The sequence below is a fragment of the Spirosoma sp. KCTC 42546 genome, assembly GCF_006965485.1.
Taxonomy (GTDB): domain Bacteria; phylum Bacteroidota; class Bacteroidia; order Cytophagales; family Spirosomataceae; genus Spirosoma.
In genome coordinates this window covers 4,437,886-4,455,176 of the sequence record NZ_CP041360.1, presented here as the reverse complement: position 1 = coordinate 4,455,176, position 17,291 = coordinate 4,437,886, and the positions used below count along the sequence as shown (strand labels likewise).

At 49.0% G+C, this 17,291-nt stretch carries 14 protein-coding genes; 2 read left to right on the top strand and 12 right to left on the bottom strand.

Going from position 1 to position 17,291, the window contains the following annotated elements:
- Positions 1–59 precede the first annotated feature (59 nt).
- Positions 60–1,001, bottom strand: coding sequence for a ribose-phosphate pyrophosphokinase (locus EXU85_RS18200; RefSeq protein ID WP_142773451.1), 942 nt, complete (start codon positions 999–1,001; stop codon positions 60–62).
- Positions 1,002–1,198: 197 nt separating this feature from the next.
- Between EXU85_RS18200 and EXU85_RS18195 the strand changes: the two genes are divergently transcribed.
- Positions 1,199–2,695 carry a glycine--tRNA ligase gene (locus tag EXU85_RS18195; protein ID WP_142773450.1) on the top strand — a complete coding sequence of 499 codons (1,497 nt, stop codon included), beginning with the start codon at positions 1,199–1,201 and terminating at the stop codon, positions 2,693–2,695.
- Between the two features lie 75 nt (positions 2,696–2,770).
- On the opposite strand, the gene EXU85_RS18190 is transcribed toward EXU85_RS18195, so the two are convergent.
- The 11 genes from EXU85_RS18190 to EXU85_RS18140 all read right to left on the bottom strand — a co-directional run bounded on the left by EXU85_RS18190 (position 2,771) and on the right by EXU85_RS18140 (position 14,157).
- On the bottom strand, positions 2,771–4,021 hold the full coding sequence (locus tag EXU85_RS18190; protein ID WP_142773449.1) for a sulfate adenylyltransferase subunit 1: 1,251 nt from the start codon (positions 4,019–4,021) through the stop codon (positions 2,771–2,773).
- A gap of 92 nt (positions 4,022–4,113) precedes the next feature.
- On the bottom strand, positions 4,114–5,010 hold the full coding sequence (cysD, locus tag EXU85_RS18185) for a sulfate adenylyltransferase subunit CysD (RefSeq protein WP_168207817.1): 897 nt from the start codon (positions 5,008–5,010) through the stop codon (positions 4,114–4,116).
- Between the two features lie 34 nt (positions 5,011–5,044).
- Positions 5,045–5,542, bottom strand: coding sequence for a four helix bundle protein (locus EXU85_RS18180; protein ID WP_246859144.1), 498 nt, complete (start codon positions 5,540–5,542; stop codon positions 5,045–5,047).
- Positions 5,543–5,622: 80 nt separating this feature from the next.
- Positions 5,623–6,354, bottom strand: coding sequence for a phosphoadenylyl-sulfate reductase (locus tag EXU85_RS18175; RefSeq protein WP_142776754.1), 732 nt, complete (start codon positions 6,352–6,354; stop codon positions 5,623–5,625).
- Between the two features lie 98 nt (positions 6,355–6,452).
- Positions 6,453–7,559 carry a Gfo/Idh/MocA family protein gene (locus EXU85_RS18170; RefSeq protein WP_142773447.1) on the bottom strand — a complete coding sequence of 369 codons (1,107 nt, stop codon included), beginning with the start codon at positions 7,557–7,559 and terminating at the stop codon, positions 6,453–6,455.
- Positions 7,560–7,566: 7 nt separating this feature from the next.
- On the bottom strand, positions 7,567–8,019 hold the full coding sequence (locus tag EXU85_RS18165) for a type II toxin-antitoxin system VapC family toxin (protein ID WP_142773446.1): 453 nt from the start codon (positions 8,017–8,019) through the stop codon (positions 7,567–7,569).
- Positions 8,016–8,309, bottom strand: coding sequence for a hypothetical protein (locus tag EXU85_RS18160; RefSeq protein ID WP_142773445.1), 294 nt, complete (start codon positions 8,307–8,309; stop codon positions 8,016–8,018). Before EXU85_RS18160 ends, EXU85_RS18165 begins: the two co-directional genes overlap by 4 nt.
- A gap of 190 nt (positions 8,310–8,499) precedes the next feature.
- Positions 8,500–9,693 (bottom strand): PLP-dependent aspartate aminotransferase family protein, encoded by a 1,194-nt coding sequence (locus EXU85_RS18155; protein ID WP_142773444.1) that lies wholly within the window; start codon positions 9,691–9,693, stop codon positions 8,500–8,502.
- Positions 9,694–9,761: 68 nt separating this feature from the next.
- Positions 9,762–10,829, bottom strand: a complete 1,068-nt coding sequence (locus EXU85_RS18150) for a sulfite exporter TauE/SafE family protein (RefSeq protein WP_142773443.1) — start codon at positions 10,827–10,829, stop codon at positions 9,762–9,764.
- A 182-nt stretch (positions 10,830–11,011) separates the two neighbouring features.
- Positions 11,012–12,199: a S8 family peptidase gene (locus EXU85_RS18145; protein ID WP_142773442.1), complete on the bottom strand. Its 1,188-nt coding sequence runs from the start codon at positions 12,197–12,199 to the stop codon at positions 11,012–11,014.
- Between the two features lie 137 nt (positions 12,200–12,336).
- On the bottom strand, positions 12,337–14,157 hold the full coding sequence (locus EXU85_RS18140; RefSeq protein ID WP_142773441.1) for a hypothetical protein: 1,821 nt from the start codon (positions 14,155–14,157) through the stop codon (positions 12,337–12,339).
- A gap of 210 nt (positions 14,158–14,367) precedes the next feature.
- Here EXU85_RS18140 and leuS point away from each other — a divergent pair, with 210 nt between their 5' ends.
- Entirely contained in the window at positions 14,368–17,268 is a 2,901-nt protein-coding gene (gene leuS, locus EXU85_RS18135; RefSeq protein ID WP_142773440.1) for a leucine--tRNA ligase, read from the top strand.
- Positions 17,269–17,291: the final 23 nt, after the last annotated feature.

The following is a 17,291-nucleotide window of genomic DNA, read 5'->3' as shown; positions in this document are numbered from 1 at the left end:
ATTGCTTTCGCTTTTCCACTCTTTCGCTCTTTCATTCTTTCACTCTTTAAGTCCGCTCTTTAGTATTTTATAAACAGTGAACTAATAGATTCATGGTCTCGAATACGGCCAATGGCTTTGGCAAATAACTCCGCCACAGACAATACTCTGATTTTTTCGTTGGTCTGCTTTAAAGGCAGGGTGTCAGATACTACCAACTCATCCAACACAGAATTCGCAATGTTTTCGTGCGCTTTGCCCGACATGATCGGGTGCGTACAAACGGCGCGTACGGATTGAGCGCCTTTGTCCATAATAATTTGGGCCGCTTTCGCCATGGTGCCCCCCGTGTCAATCAAATCATCGACCAGCACGACGTTGGCGCCTTCAACATCGCCAATGACTTGCATAGAGGCAATTTCATTGGCTCGTTTACGGTGCTTATCACACAGCACGATATCGGCATTGAAGTGTTTCGCGAACACGCGGGCTCGGTTGGCACCCCCTACATCCGGTGAGGCAATTACCAGATTATCTAAATTCAGGCTTTTGATATAGGGTACGAAAACCGACGTACCTTCCAGGTGGTCGACTGGAAAGTCGAAAAAGCCCTGAATTTGTCCGGCGTGCAAGTCAAGCGTCATCAGACGATCAGCTTTCGAAGCGGCCAGCATGTTTGCAACTAGCTTAGCGGCAATCGACACGCGGGGTTTGTCTTTCCGGTCCTGCCGGGCGTACCCGAAATAAGGAATGACAACCGTAACATAGTGGGCAGATGCTCGACGGGCGGCATCGACCATCAGTAACAGTTCCAGTAGATTATCGGCGGGTGGGGGAGTGGACTGAATCAAAAATACATCACAACCCCGTACGGACTCCTCAAAACTAGGCGACATTTCACCATCGCTAAACCGTCGGCAAGTATACCCACCTAAGTCTTTTCCGTAATAATGTGCAATTTTTTCAGCTAAGTAAGTAGACTGACTTCCTGAAAAAATCTTAACTGGATTAAACGATGCCATTGTGTGCCAGACAAATTTCCCGCAAAGGTACGGAAAAAATGGGCAGGTTTGCGATTGAGAGTAGAGTTTCTTTGAGATACTATGCAGAACTCCTAATCAAGTTAATCCCGAATTCACGTTTATCGTGTAATTGGTAAAGTACGATCGCGAAGGGATTTTCGGCGTAAACGCTATCTTTGCGGTATCAGTAACTGATTATGACAGAGCAGAAAATTTCCCCGGCTACTACTTTACAAGACATTATCGCCCACGCCAAAGAATATGGCTTCGTATTCCCATCCTCCGAAATCTACGATGGTCTACAGGCTGTGTATGACTATGGACAGAATGGCGTTGAACTCAAAAATAACCTCAAAACGCTGTGGTGGAAGGCCATGACGCAACTCCACGACAATGTTGTGGGCATTGATGCGTCGATCTTCATGCACCCACTGACGTGGAAAGCGTCGGGTCACGTGGATTCGTTCAACGATCCGATGATCGACAACAAGGATTCCAAGAAGCGCTACCGTGCCGACCAACTCCTGGAATTGAAAGCCGAAGCCTATGCCAACGCGGGCGACGAAGCTAAAAGTACTGCCTTGTTGCAGGAAATGGGTCGTTTGCTCGGCGAAAACGATCTCGAAGGGGTACGGAATTTAATCATTGCCGAAGGCATTAAAGATCCTGTTTCCGGTACGGATAACTGGACCGAAGTCCGTCAGTTTAACCTCATGTTCTCGACTCAGGTTGGTTCGTTAGCTGAAGACGCCAGCCTGATTTACCTGCGTCCAGAAACGGCACAGGGTATTTTCGTTAACTTTCTGAACGTGCAGAAAACGGGCCGGATGAAGATTCCGTTTGGGATTGCTCAGATCGGGAAAGCATTCCGGAACGAGATCGTTGCCCGTCAGTTTACATTCCGGATGCGTGAGTTCGAGCAAATGGAAATGCAGTTTTTCGTACGTCCTGGCACCGAAATGAAGTGGTACGAAACCTGGCGCGATGCCCGGATGAAGTTCCACCAGGCGGTTGGTTTGCCCGCTGAAAAACTCAAATTCCACATCCACGAGAAACTGGCTCACTACGCCAATGCCGCTGTGGATATCGAGTATCAATTTCCGTTTGGCTTTCGCGAAATGGAAGGTATTCACTCCCGCACCGATTTCGATCTGAAAGCCCATCAGGAACTGAGCCGTAAAAAACAGCAGTACTTCGACAACGACATCGACGAAGCAACGGGTAAGCCGTACGGTAACTACATTCCTTATGTAGTTGAAACATCTGTAGGGGCCGACCGTTTGTTTTTGGCCGTATTCTGCAATGCCTTTACGAAAGAAACAGTGGGAGAGGGCGATCAACAGAAAGAGCGCACATACTTGAAACTGCACCCCGCCCTGGCTCCTGTGAAAGCCGCTGTGTTCCCACTGGTTCGTAAAGATGGTTTGCCCGAAAAAGCAGAGGAAATCGTGAAGAGCCTCCGTTCGGAGTTCCGGGTGGTGTATGAAGAGCGGGATGCTATTGGTAAGCGCTACACCCGGCAGGATTTAATTGGTACACCCTTCTGTATTGCGGTCGATTACCAAACGCTGGAAGACGATACCGTGACAATTCGTTACCGCGACACAACCGAGCAAATTCGCATTCCGATCAGTGAACTGAAAGCCAAAATTGGGCAAGAGGTTTCGATGGAACGGGTTTTAGAGAAAATGTAAACGCTACTTTTACAACAAACAAAACGCCCCAGCGATTGCTCTCTGGGGCGTTTCTGTATATGAAGAATTATCGCTTTACGCTTCGCCAACCAGCATCAACGCACCTACCGTTACGTTGGATGTTTCGTCGATAAGGATCGCACCACCCGACGCACGATTGGTTGTATAAGGATCGAAACTGATTGGCTGTGCAGTCCGTAGAACGACTTTGGCCAGATCATTTAGCCGCAATTGTTCAACTCCCTCAATCTGTTCGTAGGTATTTACGTTCAGTTGATACGATATCTCACGAACTGAGCAACGGGTTCGGAAGGTGCCAACCTGTAATACGTACTTACTACCCACTTTGAACTCCTTGGAATCCATCCAGCAAAGCATCGCTTCAACTGTTTGACTGCTAAGCGGCTGGCTGTCCGAGCGAACAATCAGATCTCCCCGACTAATGTCTACATCTGTTGCCAGGTGCAGTACAACCGACATGGGTGTTGTGGCTTCCTCCAGATGCGTTTCGGCGATTTCAATGGCGTCGATAGTTGAGGTTTCGCCCGACGGGAATACCGTTATAGCATCGCCCTTCCGGAACTGGCCACTGGTAATTTTACCAGCGTAGCCCCGGTAGTCGTGTAACTCTGCGGTTTGCGGCCGAATGACATACTGCACAGGAAAGCGAGCCTGGGTTAGATTCACATCATCGTCGATCAAGACTGTTTCCAGATGCTCCAGCAATGTCTGTCCATCATACCATGGCATTGACTCCGACCGATCAACAACGTTATCGCCATTGAGCGCGCTCATCGGAATATAGGTTACGTGCTTGACATTCAGGTTTTTGGCTAAGTCCGCGTAGTTAATGCAGATATCCGTGAACACATCCTGCGAATAGCCAACCAAGTCCATTTTGTTAACAGCCACCACAATGTGAGGGATTCCCAAAAGCGACGCAATCAACGAATGCCGACGGGTTTGTTCGGCCACACCATGCCGCGCATCGACTAGTACAATGGCTAACTGGCAATTCGACGCACCCGTTACCATGTTGCGGGTATATTGAATATGGCCGGGCGCATCCACAATGATGAACTTACGAGCTGGCGTCTGGAAATAGCGATAGGCTACGTCGATCGTAATGCCCTGTTCACGTTCTGAACGTAAGCCATCTGTAAGTAACGCGAGGTCAATTTCACCATCGTCACGGCTTTTACTGGCGCGTTCAATGGCTTCAAGCTGATCGGCCAGGATGGATTTGGAATCGTAAAGAAGCCGCCCGATAAGCGTGCTTTTGCCGTCGTCAACCGAACCGGCTGTTATAAATCTAAGGAGATCCATTTAGTGAATGTATGATGAATAATTGGGGCCGCCCGTGCGGTAAAATGGATAGTGTTATATCCAATCATTATTCATTGTTCATTTTACATTATTCAAAAATACCCGCCCTTCTTGCGGTCTTCCATAGCAGCTTCGCTAAGCTGGTCGTCCATGCGGGTCTCGCCCCGTTCAGAGATGCGTGTCGCCTGAATTTCGTCAATGACGGCGTCGAGGGTTTCGGCGGTCGATTCTGAGGCAGCTGTGCAGGAAATGTCACCAACGGTACGGAACCGTACCCGGCGTGTTACCAACTGATCGTCGGCTTCGGGTTTGATAACGCCCCCAGCAGTGGCCATCAGCTTGCCGTCACGAATGAGTAGTTCACGGTCGTGGGCAAAATAGATGCTGGGCAGTGCTATTTTCTCACGACGGATATAATTCCAAACGTCGAGTTCGGTCCAGTTCGAGATGGGAAATACGCGAACGTTTTCGCCTTTGTGAATCCGGCCGTTATAGAGATTCCAAAGTTCAGGGCGCTGGCGTTTTGGGTCCCAGGAACCGAATTCATCCCGCACCGAAAATACCCGTTCTTTGGCCCGCGCTTTTTCTTCATCCCGACGGGCACCCCCAATACAGGCATCGAATTCAAACTCTTCGATCGTATCCAGCAACGTGAATGTTTGCAGGCCATTCCGGGTCGCATTCCGGCCCGTTGGCTCCTTCAGTTTCTTCTCGCGAATTGTATCTTCAACATAGCGAACAATGAGTTTTTCGCCAATCCGCTCAGCCAGATTATCGCGGTAGTCGAGCGCTTCCTGAAAGTTGTGGCCCGTGTCGATATGCACGAGGGGAAACGGAAATTTACCCGGACGAAACGCTTTCAGCGCCAGATGCACGAGCGTAATGGAATCTTTGCCGCCCGAAAAAAGGAGCGCAGGCCGCTCAAATTGACCGGCAACCTCCCGCATGATGTGGATGGCTTCGGATTCGAGCTGATCTAAATAATTCATAGTCATTTAGTGGTCATTAGATGGTCATTGACGGTCATTTTTCGTCGTTATGTGTTTGGAAAACTTTGTCCCAATCAATACTCATCTGACTATTTTCGTAAAAAATGCCGGGTTCTTCAGCTTTATAACCCGAATCGCTAGCTTTTTTACCTAGTGTTTTTAGGTAATTGTTTAGCTTGACACCTAACGTATTAATGTCTTTGTCAAACTGATTATATTGATCGTCACCAACTAACGACCGCCTTCTTGCTTTATCTAACCAGGTTCGAGTTTCAAGTAATGAACCACGAGCGATGTAACAAAAGTTAATATTTTCTTTATAGTGATAGCGCCCAAAGCCTTCGCTGATATTGGCAGCTACGGAGTCGACCGATCGGACTACCTGTTTTCCAACAGTATCTTTTGCAAAGTAATCCCACTTATTTACCACGAACCAAACTTGCTCTCCTAGGGTCATCGCCAACTGGTAAATCTGCAAATCGTTTAGTCCCATATTATTATCGTCATTTGGCAGCCATTCATTGGCATTCAATAGTCATTTTATTATAGAGCTTTAAAACAAAAAATGATTACTGAATGACCAATAATGACACGAAGTAAATGACGACTAATTTACGCTTTAAAGGCTTCCTCGCGGCTATGCAAACCGCACTCCTTCTTGGAGTTGTCTTCCCACCACCAGCGCCCGGCCCGGAAATCTTCGCCTTCCTGAATGGCACGCGTGCAGGGCTGGCAACCAATGCTTACAAAGCCGCGATCGTGGAGCGGATTGTAGGGTACGTGATGGTCTTTTATATACTGTTTTACCTCTTCGAATGTCCAGTCCATTAAGGGGTGAAATTTAAAGAGATCGTGAGCGTCATCCCGCTCAAGTTGGGGCATGCTCTGGCGATTGGCCGACTGCTCAGCGCGGATGCCCGTGATCCAGATTTTCTGACCCTTCAGTGCCCGATTGAGCGGCTCAACCTTTCGAATGCCGCAACATTCTTTCCGGTTTTCAACGGAATCATAGAAACTGTATGGACCTTTGGTGGTCATCAGTTTTTCAATGGCCTGCGCATCAGGAAAATACGCTTCAATTTTGGCACCGTACCGATCGTTGGTTTTTTTCCAGACCGAATAGGTTTCGGAAAACATCCGACCCGTATCGAGTGTAAAAATCTTGATTGGTATATTATTCGCCAGGATTAAGTCGGTGATAACCTGATCTTCGTAGCCCAGGCTGGTCGAAAAAACGACCTCACCGGGAAATAATTCAGCCAGCGTCCGAAGCGCTTCGACATTACTCAGACCGTTCAGTTGTTCGGTCAGGCTTTCGAGAGTGTAAGTTGGTTCGGCAATCATATTGTGGTGGTCATTTATTGTCATTAAGTTGTCATCATTAGTCATTAATTGTCAAATGACGTATAGCGAATGACCATTGGATGACGCATAGCAAATGACTATTTTAAGTTTACCGCCTTGCCGGTTTTGGCCGACTGCCGGGCAGCGTCCAGAATCTCCATGACGATGATATTATTTTCTAATGACGTTAATTCATCGGGTTTAGTTTCGCCGTGTAGCAGTCTGGCAAAGTAGGCAAATGGGTCAGTAGCAGGAGCCTCGGTTTGCGGAGCTTCAGCCGCTTTTTCACTTTTATCACCCTTAAGGCGTATGCGCATACGCGAACCATCTACCGTAAATACATACCCCGTTTGACCGTACACTTCCATATCCTTACGACCAAATGGCCAGTTCCACGATCCCTGAATGATGGTCTGCGTTTTCGGATACGTTAGAATGATTGTTCCTTCGTCGTCCACTTTTGGATAAATGTCAGGCTTGATTTGCTGGGTTACGGCCATTACCGAAATCGGCCGCTCATTATGCATAAGCCAGGTTGAGAGATTGGCTCCATAGCAGCCAAAATCGAATAAGGCCCCGGCTCCATTGGTAACCGGATCGGTGAGCCAACTCAGGAATTCATTGCTTACGCCAATTTCTTTGGGCCCTTCGTGCCCGTCATGCACAACAATCTTCCGTACATCGCCAATTGACTTGTCGGTATTGGTAATCGCATAGGCTTTATGATTGCTGCCGTACCAGGTGGTCTCGTAGTTCGTCAGGAGTTGAATATTGTGTTTTTTTGCCAGCGCAGCCATCTGTTTTGCATCGGCAAAGGTCGTAGCCAGTGGTTTTTCGACCATGACATGAATACTGCGGGGCGCACAAATAGCTACCGTTTTCTTATGATCGACAATCGGACCAAAGTCTGTTACGGCTTCGGGTTTGGTTTTGTCGAGCATTTCAGCAACAGTTGGATAGACTAAGCTCATACTAAACCCATGCTGCTTGGCGAGTCGTTCGGCCAGGGCACGATTCGGTTCGGCGATGCCTACAATTTCGATGTCTGTTTGCCCCGCTTGCCGGAACGCTTTATTCAGAATGCCATGTACATGATCATGAGCCATCCCCGCTATACCCACCCGAAGTGGTTTTTTAGGGCTCTGCGCACTGGCCAAGTGAGCCAGTAAGAGTAAGATACTGTAAAAGGCGGGGCGTAGGAACATTGGGGTATTATTTATACGTACTAGGATCAAGCCAGACGACTTCTAAATACTGACCGTGCAGATGATCGAAGTCTTTATCTGTTGTTATGAGGGTAGCTCCGGCCAATGATGCTGATGCTGCAATCCATAAGTCATTTTTGCCCATATTTCGGGCCGATGTACCCAATGATCGATCCGCTAATTTATTCTGACTAAACGCATCAATGTCAGCGTACCGCTGAATCAGCTCATTATCAGCTATATTTATCCGAATATAACTATTCAGCAAGTCCTGTAGTATGGCTCGTTTGGATCTATCCCAATTATTTTGCTGTGCAATTGACCAAAGCTCGCCAGCAGTGACTACTGAAATTTGGACATGATTATTATCGGTCAAATTTAAAATATCCGCGATGGCATCTACGATCTTCGTTTGTCGCACATAAGCCAAAACAATATTTGTATCAAAGAAATAAATCATTTGCCAATCATTGCCACCAGTTCTTCCCAAGATTCCTGTATGTCCATTTTTTCTGCAATTTTCCTAATTCGTTCGGGATCGAAAGGTTGAGTAGGTAAGTTGCTTGTTGATAGATTTACTCCTGTCAGTATACCTGCCAATCGCATTTTAAAATACGTCGGGGCCAGTTCAGCCAGAGAAGCAGCCTGTTCCAGGGTTAAACTGCCTTTTTCATAGAGCGCACGGGCCATTTCCCAACGAGCTTCGGTTGGGTCTAATGTGTCGGGAACATTGAGCGTCAGTGTTTTCATGGCATCTTCAGGGCTTTATTGTACTAAAAACTTCTCGGACCGAATCAGTTCATTGCATCAAGGCTGGACAGAAACTTCTGAAAGTAAAAAGTGTTGCCCCGACAAATCGGCGAACTCGTAGACCCACCGAAAACGACCTCGTTTGACTCGTCAATTACCTGATTGATGAGCCTGGGTGAAACGCTGTTACTTAGGCTACCTTTTCTTTAATGGCTTCTGCTGATTTCTCGACGGCCTGCGTGAAATCCTCAATCAAATCCTCGATGGCTTCCAGTCCAACCGAAATCCGAATCAGGCCTGGCGTAATACCTAATGCGGCTTTCTCATCAGGTTTCAATTTGGCATGGGTCGTTGTGTTTGGGTTGGTCACGATAGTACGGGAATCGCCCAGATTTGAGGAAAGGGTAGGAATTGTCAGTGCATCGAAGAAGGCTTTTACGCGTTCGAAACCGCCTTCCAGTTCAATGGTGACGATGGCACCGCCCGCACTCATCTGCCGTTTAGCCAGATCATATTGTGGATGAGAGGGAAGGAACGGATACAATACACGCTCAACGTCTGCGTGCCCATCCAGCGCTTCGGCCAATTGCAAGGCATTGCGACAATGGCGCTCCATGCGGAGGTCCAGAGTTTCCAGGCTTTTCGATAAGATCCAGGCATTGAACGGCGACAACGATGGGCCGGTATGCCGGGCAAAGAACCGGATTGGCTGGATCAAATCGGCACGACCGACTACGATACCGCCCAATACCCGACCCTGTCCATCCATATACTTCGTGGCCGAATGCACCGATAAATCAGCTCCAAAGTCGATTGGAGTTTGTAAGATCGGTGTAGCGAAACAATTGTCTACGTTCAGGATGAATCCATATTTCGCTTTCAGACGAGCCAGCATTTTCAGATCAACCAGTTCCAAACCAGGGTTGGAAGGTGTTTCCAGGTAGACCATGCGCGTGTTGGGCTGCATAGCGGCTTCCCATTCGGCTTCGGTGGCGGTTGCATCGACATAGGTATGCGTAATACCCCACTTGCTCAGAATCTGCGTAATAATCTGGTGTGCTGAGCCAAATAATGCCCGGCAGGCAACCAGGTGATCGCCCGATTTTAGCAACGCAGCCATGCTGGCAAATACGGCAGCCATGCCCGTTCCTGTTGCGATGCCGTCTTCGGCATTTTCCAACATGCAGACCTTCTCGACGAACTCTGTTACGTTGGGGTTCGAGAAGCGTGAATAAATGTTACCCTCTTCCGTTTCTTCAAACAAGGCTTTTCCCTGCTCAGCGTTTTCGAAGGTAAAACTGGATGTCAGATACAGGGGAACAGAGTGTTCGCGGTTTTGCGATTGCTGCGCCTGGGTACGGATGGCTTTGGTTTGTTTTTGCATGCTGTCTGGGCCAAGCTCCTGCCTGGCCTGTCAATTTTCACGGGCCAAGCAGGAACTTGGCCCAGACACTAAAAGAACTTGATAATCTTCCGCAAACTTACGAGAATAACGACAATTCCGACCAAAATCATCATGGTCTTGACAGGTAGTTTTTGTGCCAACCGGGCAGCAATAGGGGCAGCAATCATGCCACCCAGAATCAGACCCAGGATCACCATGCCATAATTATCCAATCCGGCATAGAGGGCGAACACAACAGAGCTGGCAAACGAAACGAAAAATTCGGCCAGATTAACCGACCCAATTGTGTAGCGTGGATGACGGCCCGACGCAATAAGCGTAGAATTCACAATGGGGCCCCAGCCACCTCCGCCAATGGCATCGACAAAACCTCCGAACCAGGCCAGCAGACCAATCTGGCGAACGGGTTTTTTCTTCGTTTGTTTCGCCAGCGCTTTTTTCAGAATCAAAATACCCAGAATGGCCGTGTAAACAGAGATAGCCGGTGATAAGTAATTGGCAACCACTTCCATGTCGGCCAATTTTGTAATCAGAAAGGCACCTAACGCAGCGCCTATAACGCCAGGAATCAGGACAATCTTAAACAACCGGCTGTTAACATTGCCAAACTTCAGGTGCATGTAACCCGATACCCCCGAGGTGAAAATTTCGGAACTGTGTACGCTGGCAGTAGCGAATAAGGGACTGATGCCCACGCTTGTCAGGAATGTAGTAGCCGTTACGCCATAGGCCATGCCCAATGCTCCATCGATCATTTGGGCAACAAATCCGGCCAGAATGAAGTAGAAAATCTGGGGCGTTAGGTCAATGGAACTAGCCATAACCGTCAGCCGATCCAGCGTGAAATAGCTGAATAACAGATGCCCGACAACCATCAGCGCGAGGGCAGAAAAAACATAAATGGCAATTTCTGTGCGATTCCTGCGTCGGAGAAGTGGCCGGGATAAGCCCGTTTGCACAGTAGCCGTTGGGAATGCGGCCCGTATCGCATCGGCCTGTTTCGCAGCGTTGTCTCCCTGAAGGCTGATCGTCAGTCCATTAAGGTCGATTCCTGGCTCTGCCAGACTTAGTGAAGTGTCTGCCGAATTGGCGGTAGAGGCTATCTGTTGACTCATACAGTATAATGCCTATCGAGTTAATGGAGTATTTTATTTATGAAAAACGGCACGTCAGCGTGCCGCATGTTTTCAATCGGATTCAGGTCAGCAACGTATAGACTGGCCTGAACGTGCCACAAAGATACGTTAGGGATCAGGAAAGATGCAAGGAATCAGAAGAATCTACTGGTCTGAACCTTTTACTCACCTGCCATCGGATCAGGCGTTCCGTCGGTATCGCCGGTAACCGTACCGTGTTTGGGGAAGGTGTTTCCACGGATAAACAATAAACCGGCTACATGCGGAGCTGCCATAGAGGTACCGCTCAAGGTGGCATACTTTCCACCCATGTAAGTCGATGTAATACGAACACCATAGGCACAAACGTCGACACTGCTGCCAAAGTTGGAAAATGATGCGAACTGGTTTTTGCTGTCCATCGCTGAAACCGTAAACACATTGGCATGATTGACGTGTGAGGGCGAATAATTATCGGCGTTTTTGCTGTCGTTGCCTGCCGCAATGGCGAATAAAATGCCCGCGTTGGCCGCTTGGGTGATTGCCTGATCGAGTGTCGTTGACGTACTTTCGCCACCCAGACTCAGATTGACCACATCGCCCGCTTTTCCATTCTGTCGGACGTAATTGATGGCCTGAATAATTCCAGACAGCCGACCTTCACCTTCATCATCCAGAACCCTTAACGAAACCAGCGTTGCCCCCGAGGCAATGCCGGTTACGCCGATGCTGTTGTTTTTGGCCCCAATAATACCCGCTACGTGCGTGCCGTGTCCATTTTCGTCGTCGGCCGAGGTCGTACCACTAACGAATGATTTACTTCGGGTGACATCTACATTCAGATCGGGGTGATCGAGGTCTATACCTGTATCGATGATCCAGGCTGTTTTTGTCGTTTGTAAATCGCCCCGACCGTAGCCAGTTTGACTAATATTCCAGGGCAACGTGGTTGTCGTTGTAACGTCGACACAATTACACATCGACATAATCTGATCAGGCTCTATGAGCAAAACCGATGGGTCCTGCTTTAGCTTTTCTGACTCACGTTCGGTTAGCTGAGCCAGAAAACTGGTTTGATCCCCGGTTGCTAGCACTTCCGCCTGTGCATTAGTGACCTGGGCATCGGTAAGAAACTGCTCCACCTGGGCGTCGGTGCTGGCAAGGCGGGCGTTGGAAGACGAGGAAGTTGATAGCGCGGGTCGATAGGTAACAATGTAAGAACCGGCAATGGCCGTCCCGTTGGTAGACGAGGCCTTAACCAGACAGTCAACACTTGTAGGCTCTACACTACTATCGGTTTGGCAACCAAAAAGGCTAAAGCCAAGTAGGGCGACGTGGGTCAGCGTCGCGAACGATAAAGAACGTCGCATGGGTACGTACGAATTGGATAGTTGGATAAATATCAATCGTAAAAAGTCATGCCATGCGTCGGTACAGGAGTTGGTTCAAGAAAGTATACGCCAAAAGCCGCAGGGGCGTTGCACGCTCGTCAATACGAACAAATAGTCTACCTTTTTAGTGCGATAAAAGCCACTCGACCTGCAGCCGGAAACGTTGTTTCGGCAATGGGCTGGCCATAATGCTGGTAAAACTGGGCGACCTGTTCGGGTGTCAGTAAATCAGGATATAGGTTGATACCCGCGAAGTTGTTCTGGCGTAGAAATGCATCCAGAAACTGCCAGTCCTGTGCTGTAAATAGCCGCCCCGGTGTTAGCAGGCGGGGCCACCCATCGCGCAGAAACGGTTGTATCTGGCCGGGATGTAGTCGCCCGAAATATTGCCCGACTCCGCTTTTATCATAGAATCGCCGGAAGGTAAAGACCGCGTTTTGCTGAACATAATAAGGACAAAGTCCTTCGTTCATGCCCACTCCATCACCCCCAACCGTGCAGAATGGCCAGTCGAGGACAGCTGTACCCGGTTGTTGCCTCACCAGGGCGCAATAGCGTAAAAGACTATCGGAGGCTACGTTGGCCGGATAGACTATACGTTGAACATAGCCCGTGTACCACTCCATACCCATCAGGCCAAGTAATAGAATCCCGATAAGTTGCGCGGATAGTCGGCGGGGCCATTGAATTGGCAGGGCTAGTAGGCCTAAAAGTACCGGATAGATCAGGCTGGCCCGTCCGCCATGTCGGTTGAAACTAAACCAGGGAAACAACTTCAGCGTTGGTAACAAAACGGGGTGGTAGAGCAGGCATAGGCCTACCATCAATACAATAGGTAACCAAACAGCTATCCATCGCCGGAATTGCCACCAACCGATAACCGCCATTACCGTCAAATACAGCCCAGGACTCCCTTGCCCGTAACTCTCAAACGTGTCATGGAAGAGACGGCCATAATCAACATCATAAGTGTGAAAGCCAGGCAGATGGGGGATCAATATGCGCAGCGGGTGCGACCAGGCGCGTAATTCAGGGACGGTGCTAAAGTCGAATTGCCAGGCTGTAAAGGCAATTTGAAGGGTTAGGGGCAGATACAGAAATAAGCTAAATCCTATGATTAGTAAGCAGCCTACAACGCCCACTTTATACTGACTCCATTGTTCCTGTAGGTAACTAAGAATCAGCATAAACCAGGATTTCATACGGAATCGCTGGTACAGAATAACGATTATAACTGGGAAGGCCAGTGTGGTAAATGTTAATGCAAAGCCCGCCACGTAGGCCAGTTCCTGACTCAATACCTGAACATGAAGCCATATCCAGGCCAGTATATAGATGAGCGAGATCGATCTGGCTGTCACCAAATCATATAAAAGTCGATATGTGGCTACTACGCAAAGGGTTGTCCAGTGCCCTACACAAACGTTCATGTGGACAGGGAACTTGTAGATCGCATAAAAATTAAAAATCGAGACAACCAGACCAAGAATAACCGATTTGCCGATGCCAAAGCGAGGGCTTACCAACATGAACGTTCCAGCGGCTGCAACGACCAGACTGTACACATAATAATATTGGAGATACGGGCCGGGGCCGCCCAAAATCCGATAACAGACCGTATACCAGTAGTCGCGCTCGAAACCCCAGTCCAGAAATACCTGATTCGTGCCATACGGATAAAAGGTTTGCGTATTGATCAGATTAAGGTGCGGAAACGGCCAGAACGTAAGATTCTTCTGGAAAAAATAGCCCACATATTCGAACTGGTCGGTGTCGTTGCCATCGGAAAGAGGATGATGAAAATCGCCAACGATCCAGATGCCGAGCAACATAGCCAAAAGCCCTAATCCAACGGACCACAACCAGTATGATGAGCCCGCGACGATAGGCTGCTGATCTGTATGGGGCAAAGGAGCAGTGGATTGGGCTTGATTCATTAGGTGTTTATACATTCATCGACTGGCCGATAGGCAAAAGTCTTTGTAATCGGCTATTTTTGCAACCTGAACCACTCAATGACTACTGTATAATGTAAAATGAATACTGTTCTCCGGGCAATTAGCCGATGGATCTCCTAAAAATGACCGGGATAATGACTCTACTTTCGTTTCCATTATACATTTTCCATTATCAATTTTTCATTACTCATGGCTGACTACAACCACCGCGAAACTGAACAGAAATGGCAGCAGTTTTGGGACGATCACCACACCTACAAACCCGCAGAACAGACGACTAAGCCAAAGTACTACGTTCTTGACATGTTTCCGTATCCATCGGGAGCGGGGCTGCACGTTGGCCACCCACTGGGTTACATTGCCTCCGATATCGTGTCGCGTTACAAGCGGCTGAAAGGGTTTAATGTGTTGCACCCAATGGGCTTCGATTCCTTCGGTCTTCCGGCCGAACAGTACGCGATTCAAACGGGCCAACACCCGGCCATCACAACGGAGCAAAACCGGGAACGATACATTGAGCAACTGAAAAATATTGGGTTCAGCTACGATTGGAGCCGCGAAGTCCGCACGTCCGATCCATCCTATTACAAATGGACACAGTGGATTTTCATGGAGCTATTCCGTTCGTGGTATAACAAAGATACCGACCGGGCAGAACCCATTGAAACACTGACGAATAAGTTCGCGATGAACGGTACGACAGATGTCAACGCCGTATGTGCCGATGACACGCCCACATTCACCGCTGCCGAGTGGAACGCCATGTCTACGCGGGAGTCCTATGAAATAACCCTGAAATATCGCCTGACGTATCTGGCCGATGCGGTAGTAAACTGGTGTCCGGCGCTGGGTACCGTTCTGGCCAACGACGAAGTAAAAGACGGCGTTTCGGAGCGGGGTGGCTATCCTGTCGAACAGAAACTGATGCGTCAGTGGATGATGCGCATCACCGCTTACGCCGACCGTTTGTTGACCGGCTTAGATACGATTGACTGGACCGAATCGCTCAAAGAACAGCAGCGGAACTGGATTGGAAAGTCGGTTGGTGCCAGTGTGAAATTTCCTCTTGGGGAGAAAAGGGAGGAAGGAGGAAAGGGACGAGTGGAAATCTCCCATTCCTCCCTCTCGTCCCTTTCTTCCCCTTCCTCCTATATTGAAGTCTTCACTACCCGTGTTGATACCATTTACGGTGTTACGTTTATGGTACTGGCGCCTGAGCATGAGTTGGCGGCTGAGTTGACAACGCCTGAGCAGCAGGAAGCCGTTGATGCGTATGTAAACGCGGCCAAACTACGGTCGGAGCGCGACCGGATGGCCGAAACGAAAGTTGTTTCGGGCGTATTTACGGGTAGTTACTGCACCAATCCGTTCAATGGCGAGCAAGTCCCCATCTTTCTGGCCGACTACGTCTTGGCGGGTTACGGTACGGGTGCGGTTATGGCCGTTCCTTCGGGCGATCAGCGCGACTGGAACTTTGCAACCCACTTCAACCTACCCATCATCCCGATTCTGGATGCCCAGAAAGACGTTGACCAACAGGCTGACAACACCAAAGAAGGCCATTATATTAACTCGGGTATCATCAATGGCATGACCTACAAGGAAGCTACGGCAACCCTGATTGCGTGGCTTGAAGAACGAGGTTTGGGTAAAGGCAAAATCAACTACCGGATGCGCGATGCGGTTTTCAGCCGCCAACGCTACTGGGGTGAACCGGTGCCGGTGTATTTCAAAGACGGCTTACCGTATTTGATTGACGAAAGCGACCTGCCGTTGGAATTGCCCGCCGTTGATAAATACCTGCCTACCGAAACCGGTGAGCCCCCACTAGGACGCGCTGAGGGATGGAAGTATACCCCTAAATCCCCTAAAGGGGACTTGAATAGTTACGATTACGAATTAAGTACCATGCCGGGTTGGGCAGGTTCGTCGTGGTACTGGTACCGCTACATGGACCCGAACAACGACAACGAATTTGCCAGCAAAGAAGCCATTAACTACTGGCAGAATGTGGATCTGTACATCGGTGGTACCGAACACGCCACGGGCCACTTGCTGTACAGTCGTTTCTGGAACAAGTTCATGAAAGACCGGGGCTACGTGCCGCAGGAAGAGCCGTTCAAAAAGCTCATCAACCAGGGCATGATTCAGGGGCGGAGCAATTTTGTGTATCGGATAGCAGGTACAGGACGGGAAGGTGCGCCAGCCGTGTTTTTATCGCTGAACCAGATTAGCGGCCAGGAGGTAACTCCCCTTCACGTTGATGTCAATATTGTTGAAAATGACGTATTGGATATCGACGCGTTTAAAAAGGCTCGCCCTGATTTTGCCGAAAATGCTGAGTTCATCACTGAGCCTGATGGACGATACATCGTTGGGAATGAGGTTGAAAAAATGTCGAAATCGAAGTTCAACGTTGTGAATCCCGATACGATTGTCGAGAAATACGGCGCTGATGTGTTGCGGCTTTACGAAATGTTCCTCGGGCCGCTGGAACAGGCTAAGCCCTGGAGTACCAATGGTATCGACGGTGTGTATCGCTTCATCCGTAAATTCTGGCGGTTGTTTTATAAGGACAATGCAGACGGAAGTAGCAACTGGATTGTAACAGACGAACCAGCAACACCGGCTGAACTGAAGGTTTTACACAAAACGATTCAGAAGGCCGGAAATGATATTGAAGCGTTCTCGTTCAATACATCGGTGAGTCAGTTCATGATCTGCGTAAATGAACTGGCTACGTTGAATTGCCACAAACGGGCAATTTTGCAGGATTTGGTACTGATCTTGTCGCCTTACGCGCCCCACATTACGGAGGAGCTCTGGGCAGCGTTAGGCAATGAGCCCGGCACAATCTCGCAGGCGGAGTTTCCCGTATTCAATCCAGCTTATCTGGTTGAGGACGCCTTCGAGTACCCGATTCAGATCAATGGCAAAGTGCGCACAACCATCAGTTTCGCCATCGACCGGGCTCCAGCCGAAATCGAGCGCGAAGTGCTGGCCGACGAAATCGTGCAGAAGTGGCTGGAAGGCAAATCACCCAAAAAAGTGGTGGTGGTGCCGAAACGAATTGTGAACGTAGTGATTTAAGTAAAATGGGTCGGTTTTGAGAA

Excerpts from the sequence above, each read along its gene's own strand:
- EXU85_RS18165 (WP_142773446.1), bottom strand. The coding sequence starts at position 8,019 with ATGATTTATTTCTTTGATACAAATATTGTTTTGGCTTATGTGCGACAA.
- EXU85_RS18155 (WP_142773444.1), bottom strand. The coding sequence starts at position 9,693 with ATGCAAAAACAAACCAAAGCCATCCGTACCCAGGCGCAGCAATCGCAA.
- EXU85_RS18195 (WP_142773450.1), top strand. The coding sequence starts at position 1,199 with ATGACAGAGCAGAAAATTTCCCCGGCTACTACTTTACAAGACATTATC.
- EXU85_RS18150 (WP_142773443.1), bottom strand. The coding sequence starts at position 10,829 with ATGAGTCAACAGATAGCCTCTACCGCCAATTCGGCAGACACTTCACTA.
- EXU85_RS18140 (WP_142773441.1), bottom strand. The coding sequence starts at position 14,157 with ATGAATCAAGCCCAATCCACTGCTCCTTTGCCCCATACAGATCAGCAG.
- cysD (WP_168207817.1), bottom strand. The coding sequence starts at position 5,010 with ATGAATTATTTAGATCAGCTCGAATCCGAAGCCATCCACATCATGCGG.
- leuS (WP_142773440.1), top strand. The coding sequence starts at position 14,368 with ATGGCTGACTACAACCACCGCGAAACTGAACAGAAATGGCAGCAGTTT.
- EXU85_RS18200 (WP_142773451.1), bottom strand. The coding sequence starts at position 1,001 with ATGGCATCGTTTAATCCAGTTAAGATTTTTTCAGGAAGTCAGTCTACT.
- EXU85_RS18190 (WP_142773449.1), bottom strand. The coding sequence starts at position 4,021 with ATGGATCTCCTTAGATTTATAACAGCCGGTTCGGTTGACGACGGCAAA.
- EXU85_RS18175 (WP_142776754.1), bottom strand. The coding sequence starts at position 6,354 with ATGATTGCCGAACCAACTTACACTCTCGAAAGCCTGACCGAACAACTG.
- EXU85_RS18170 (WP_142773447.1), bottom strand. The coding sequence starts at position 7,559 with ATGTTCCTACGCCCCGCCTTTTACAGTATCTTACTCTTACTGGCTCAC.
- EXU85_RS18160 (WP_142773445.1), bottom strand. The coding sequence starts at position 8,309 with ATGAAAACACTGACGCTCAATGTTCCCGACACATTAGACCCAACCGAA.
- EXU85_RS18145 (WP_142773442.1), bottom strand. The coding sequence starts at position 12,199 with ATGCGACGTTCTTTATCGTTCGCGACGCTGACCCACGTCGCCCTACTT.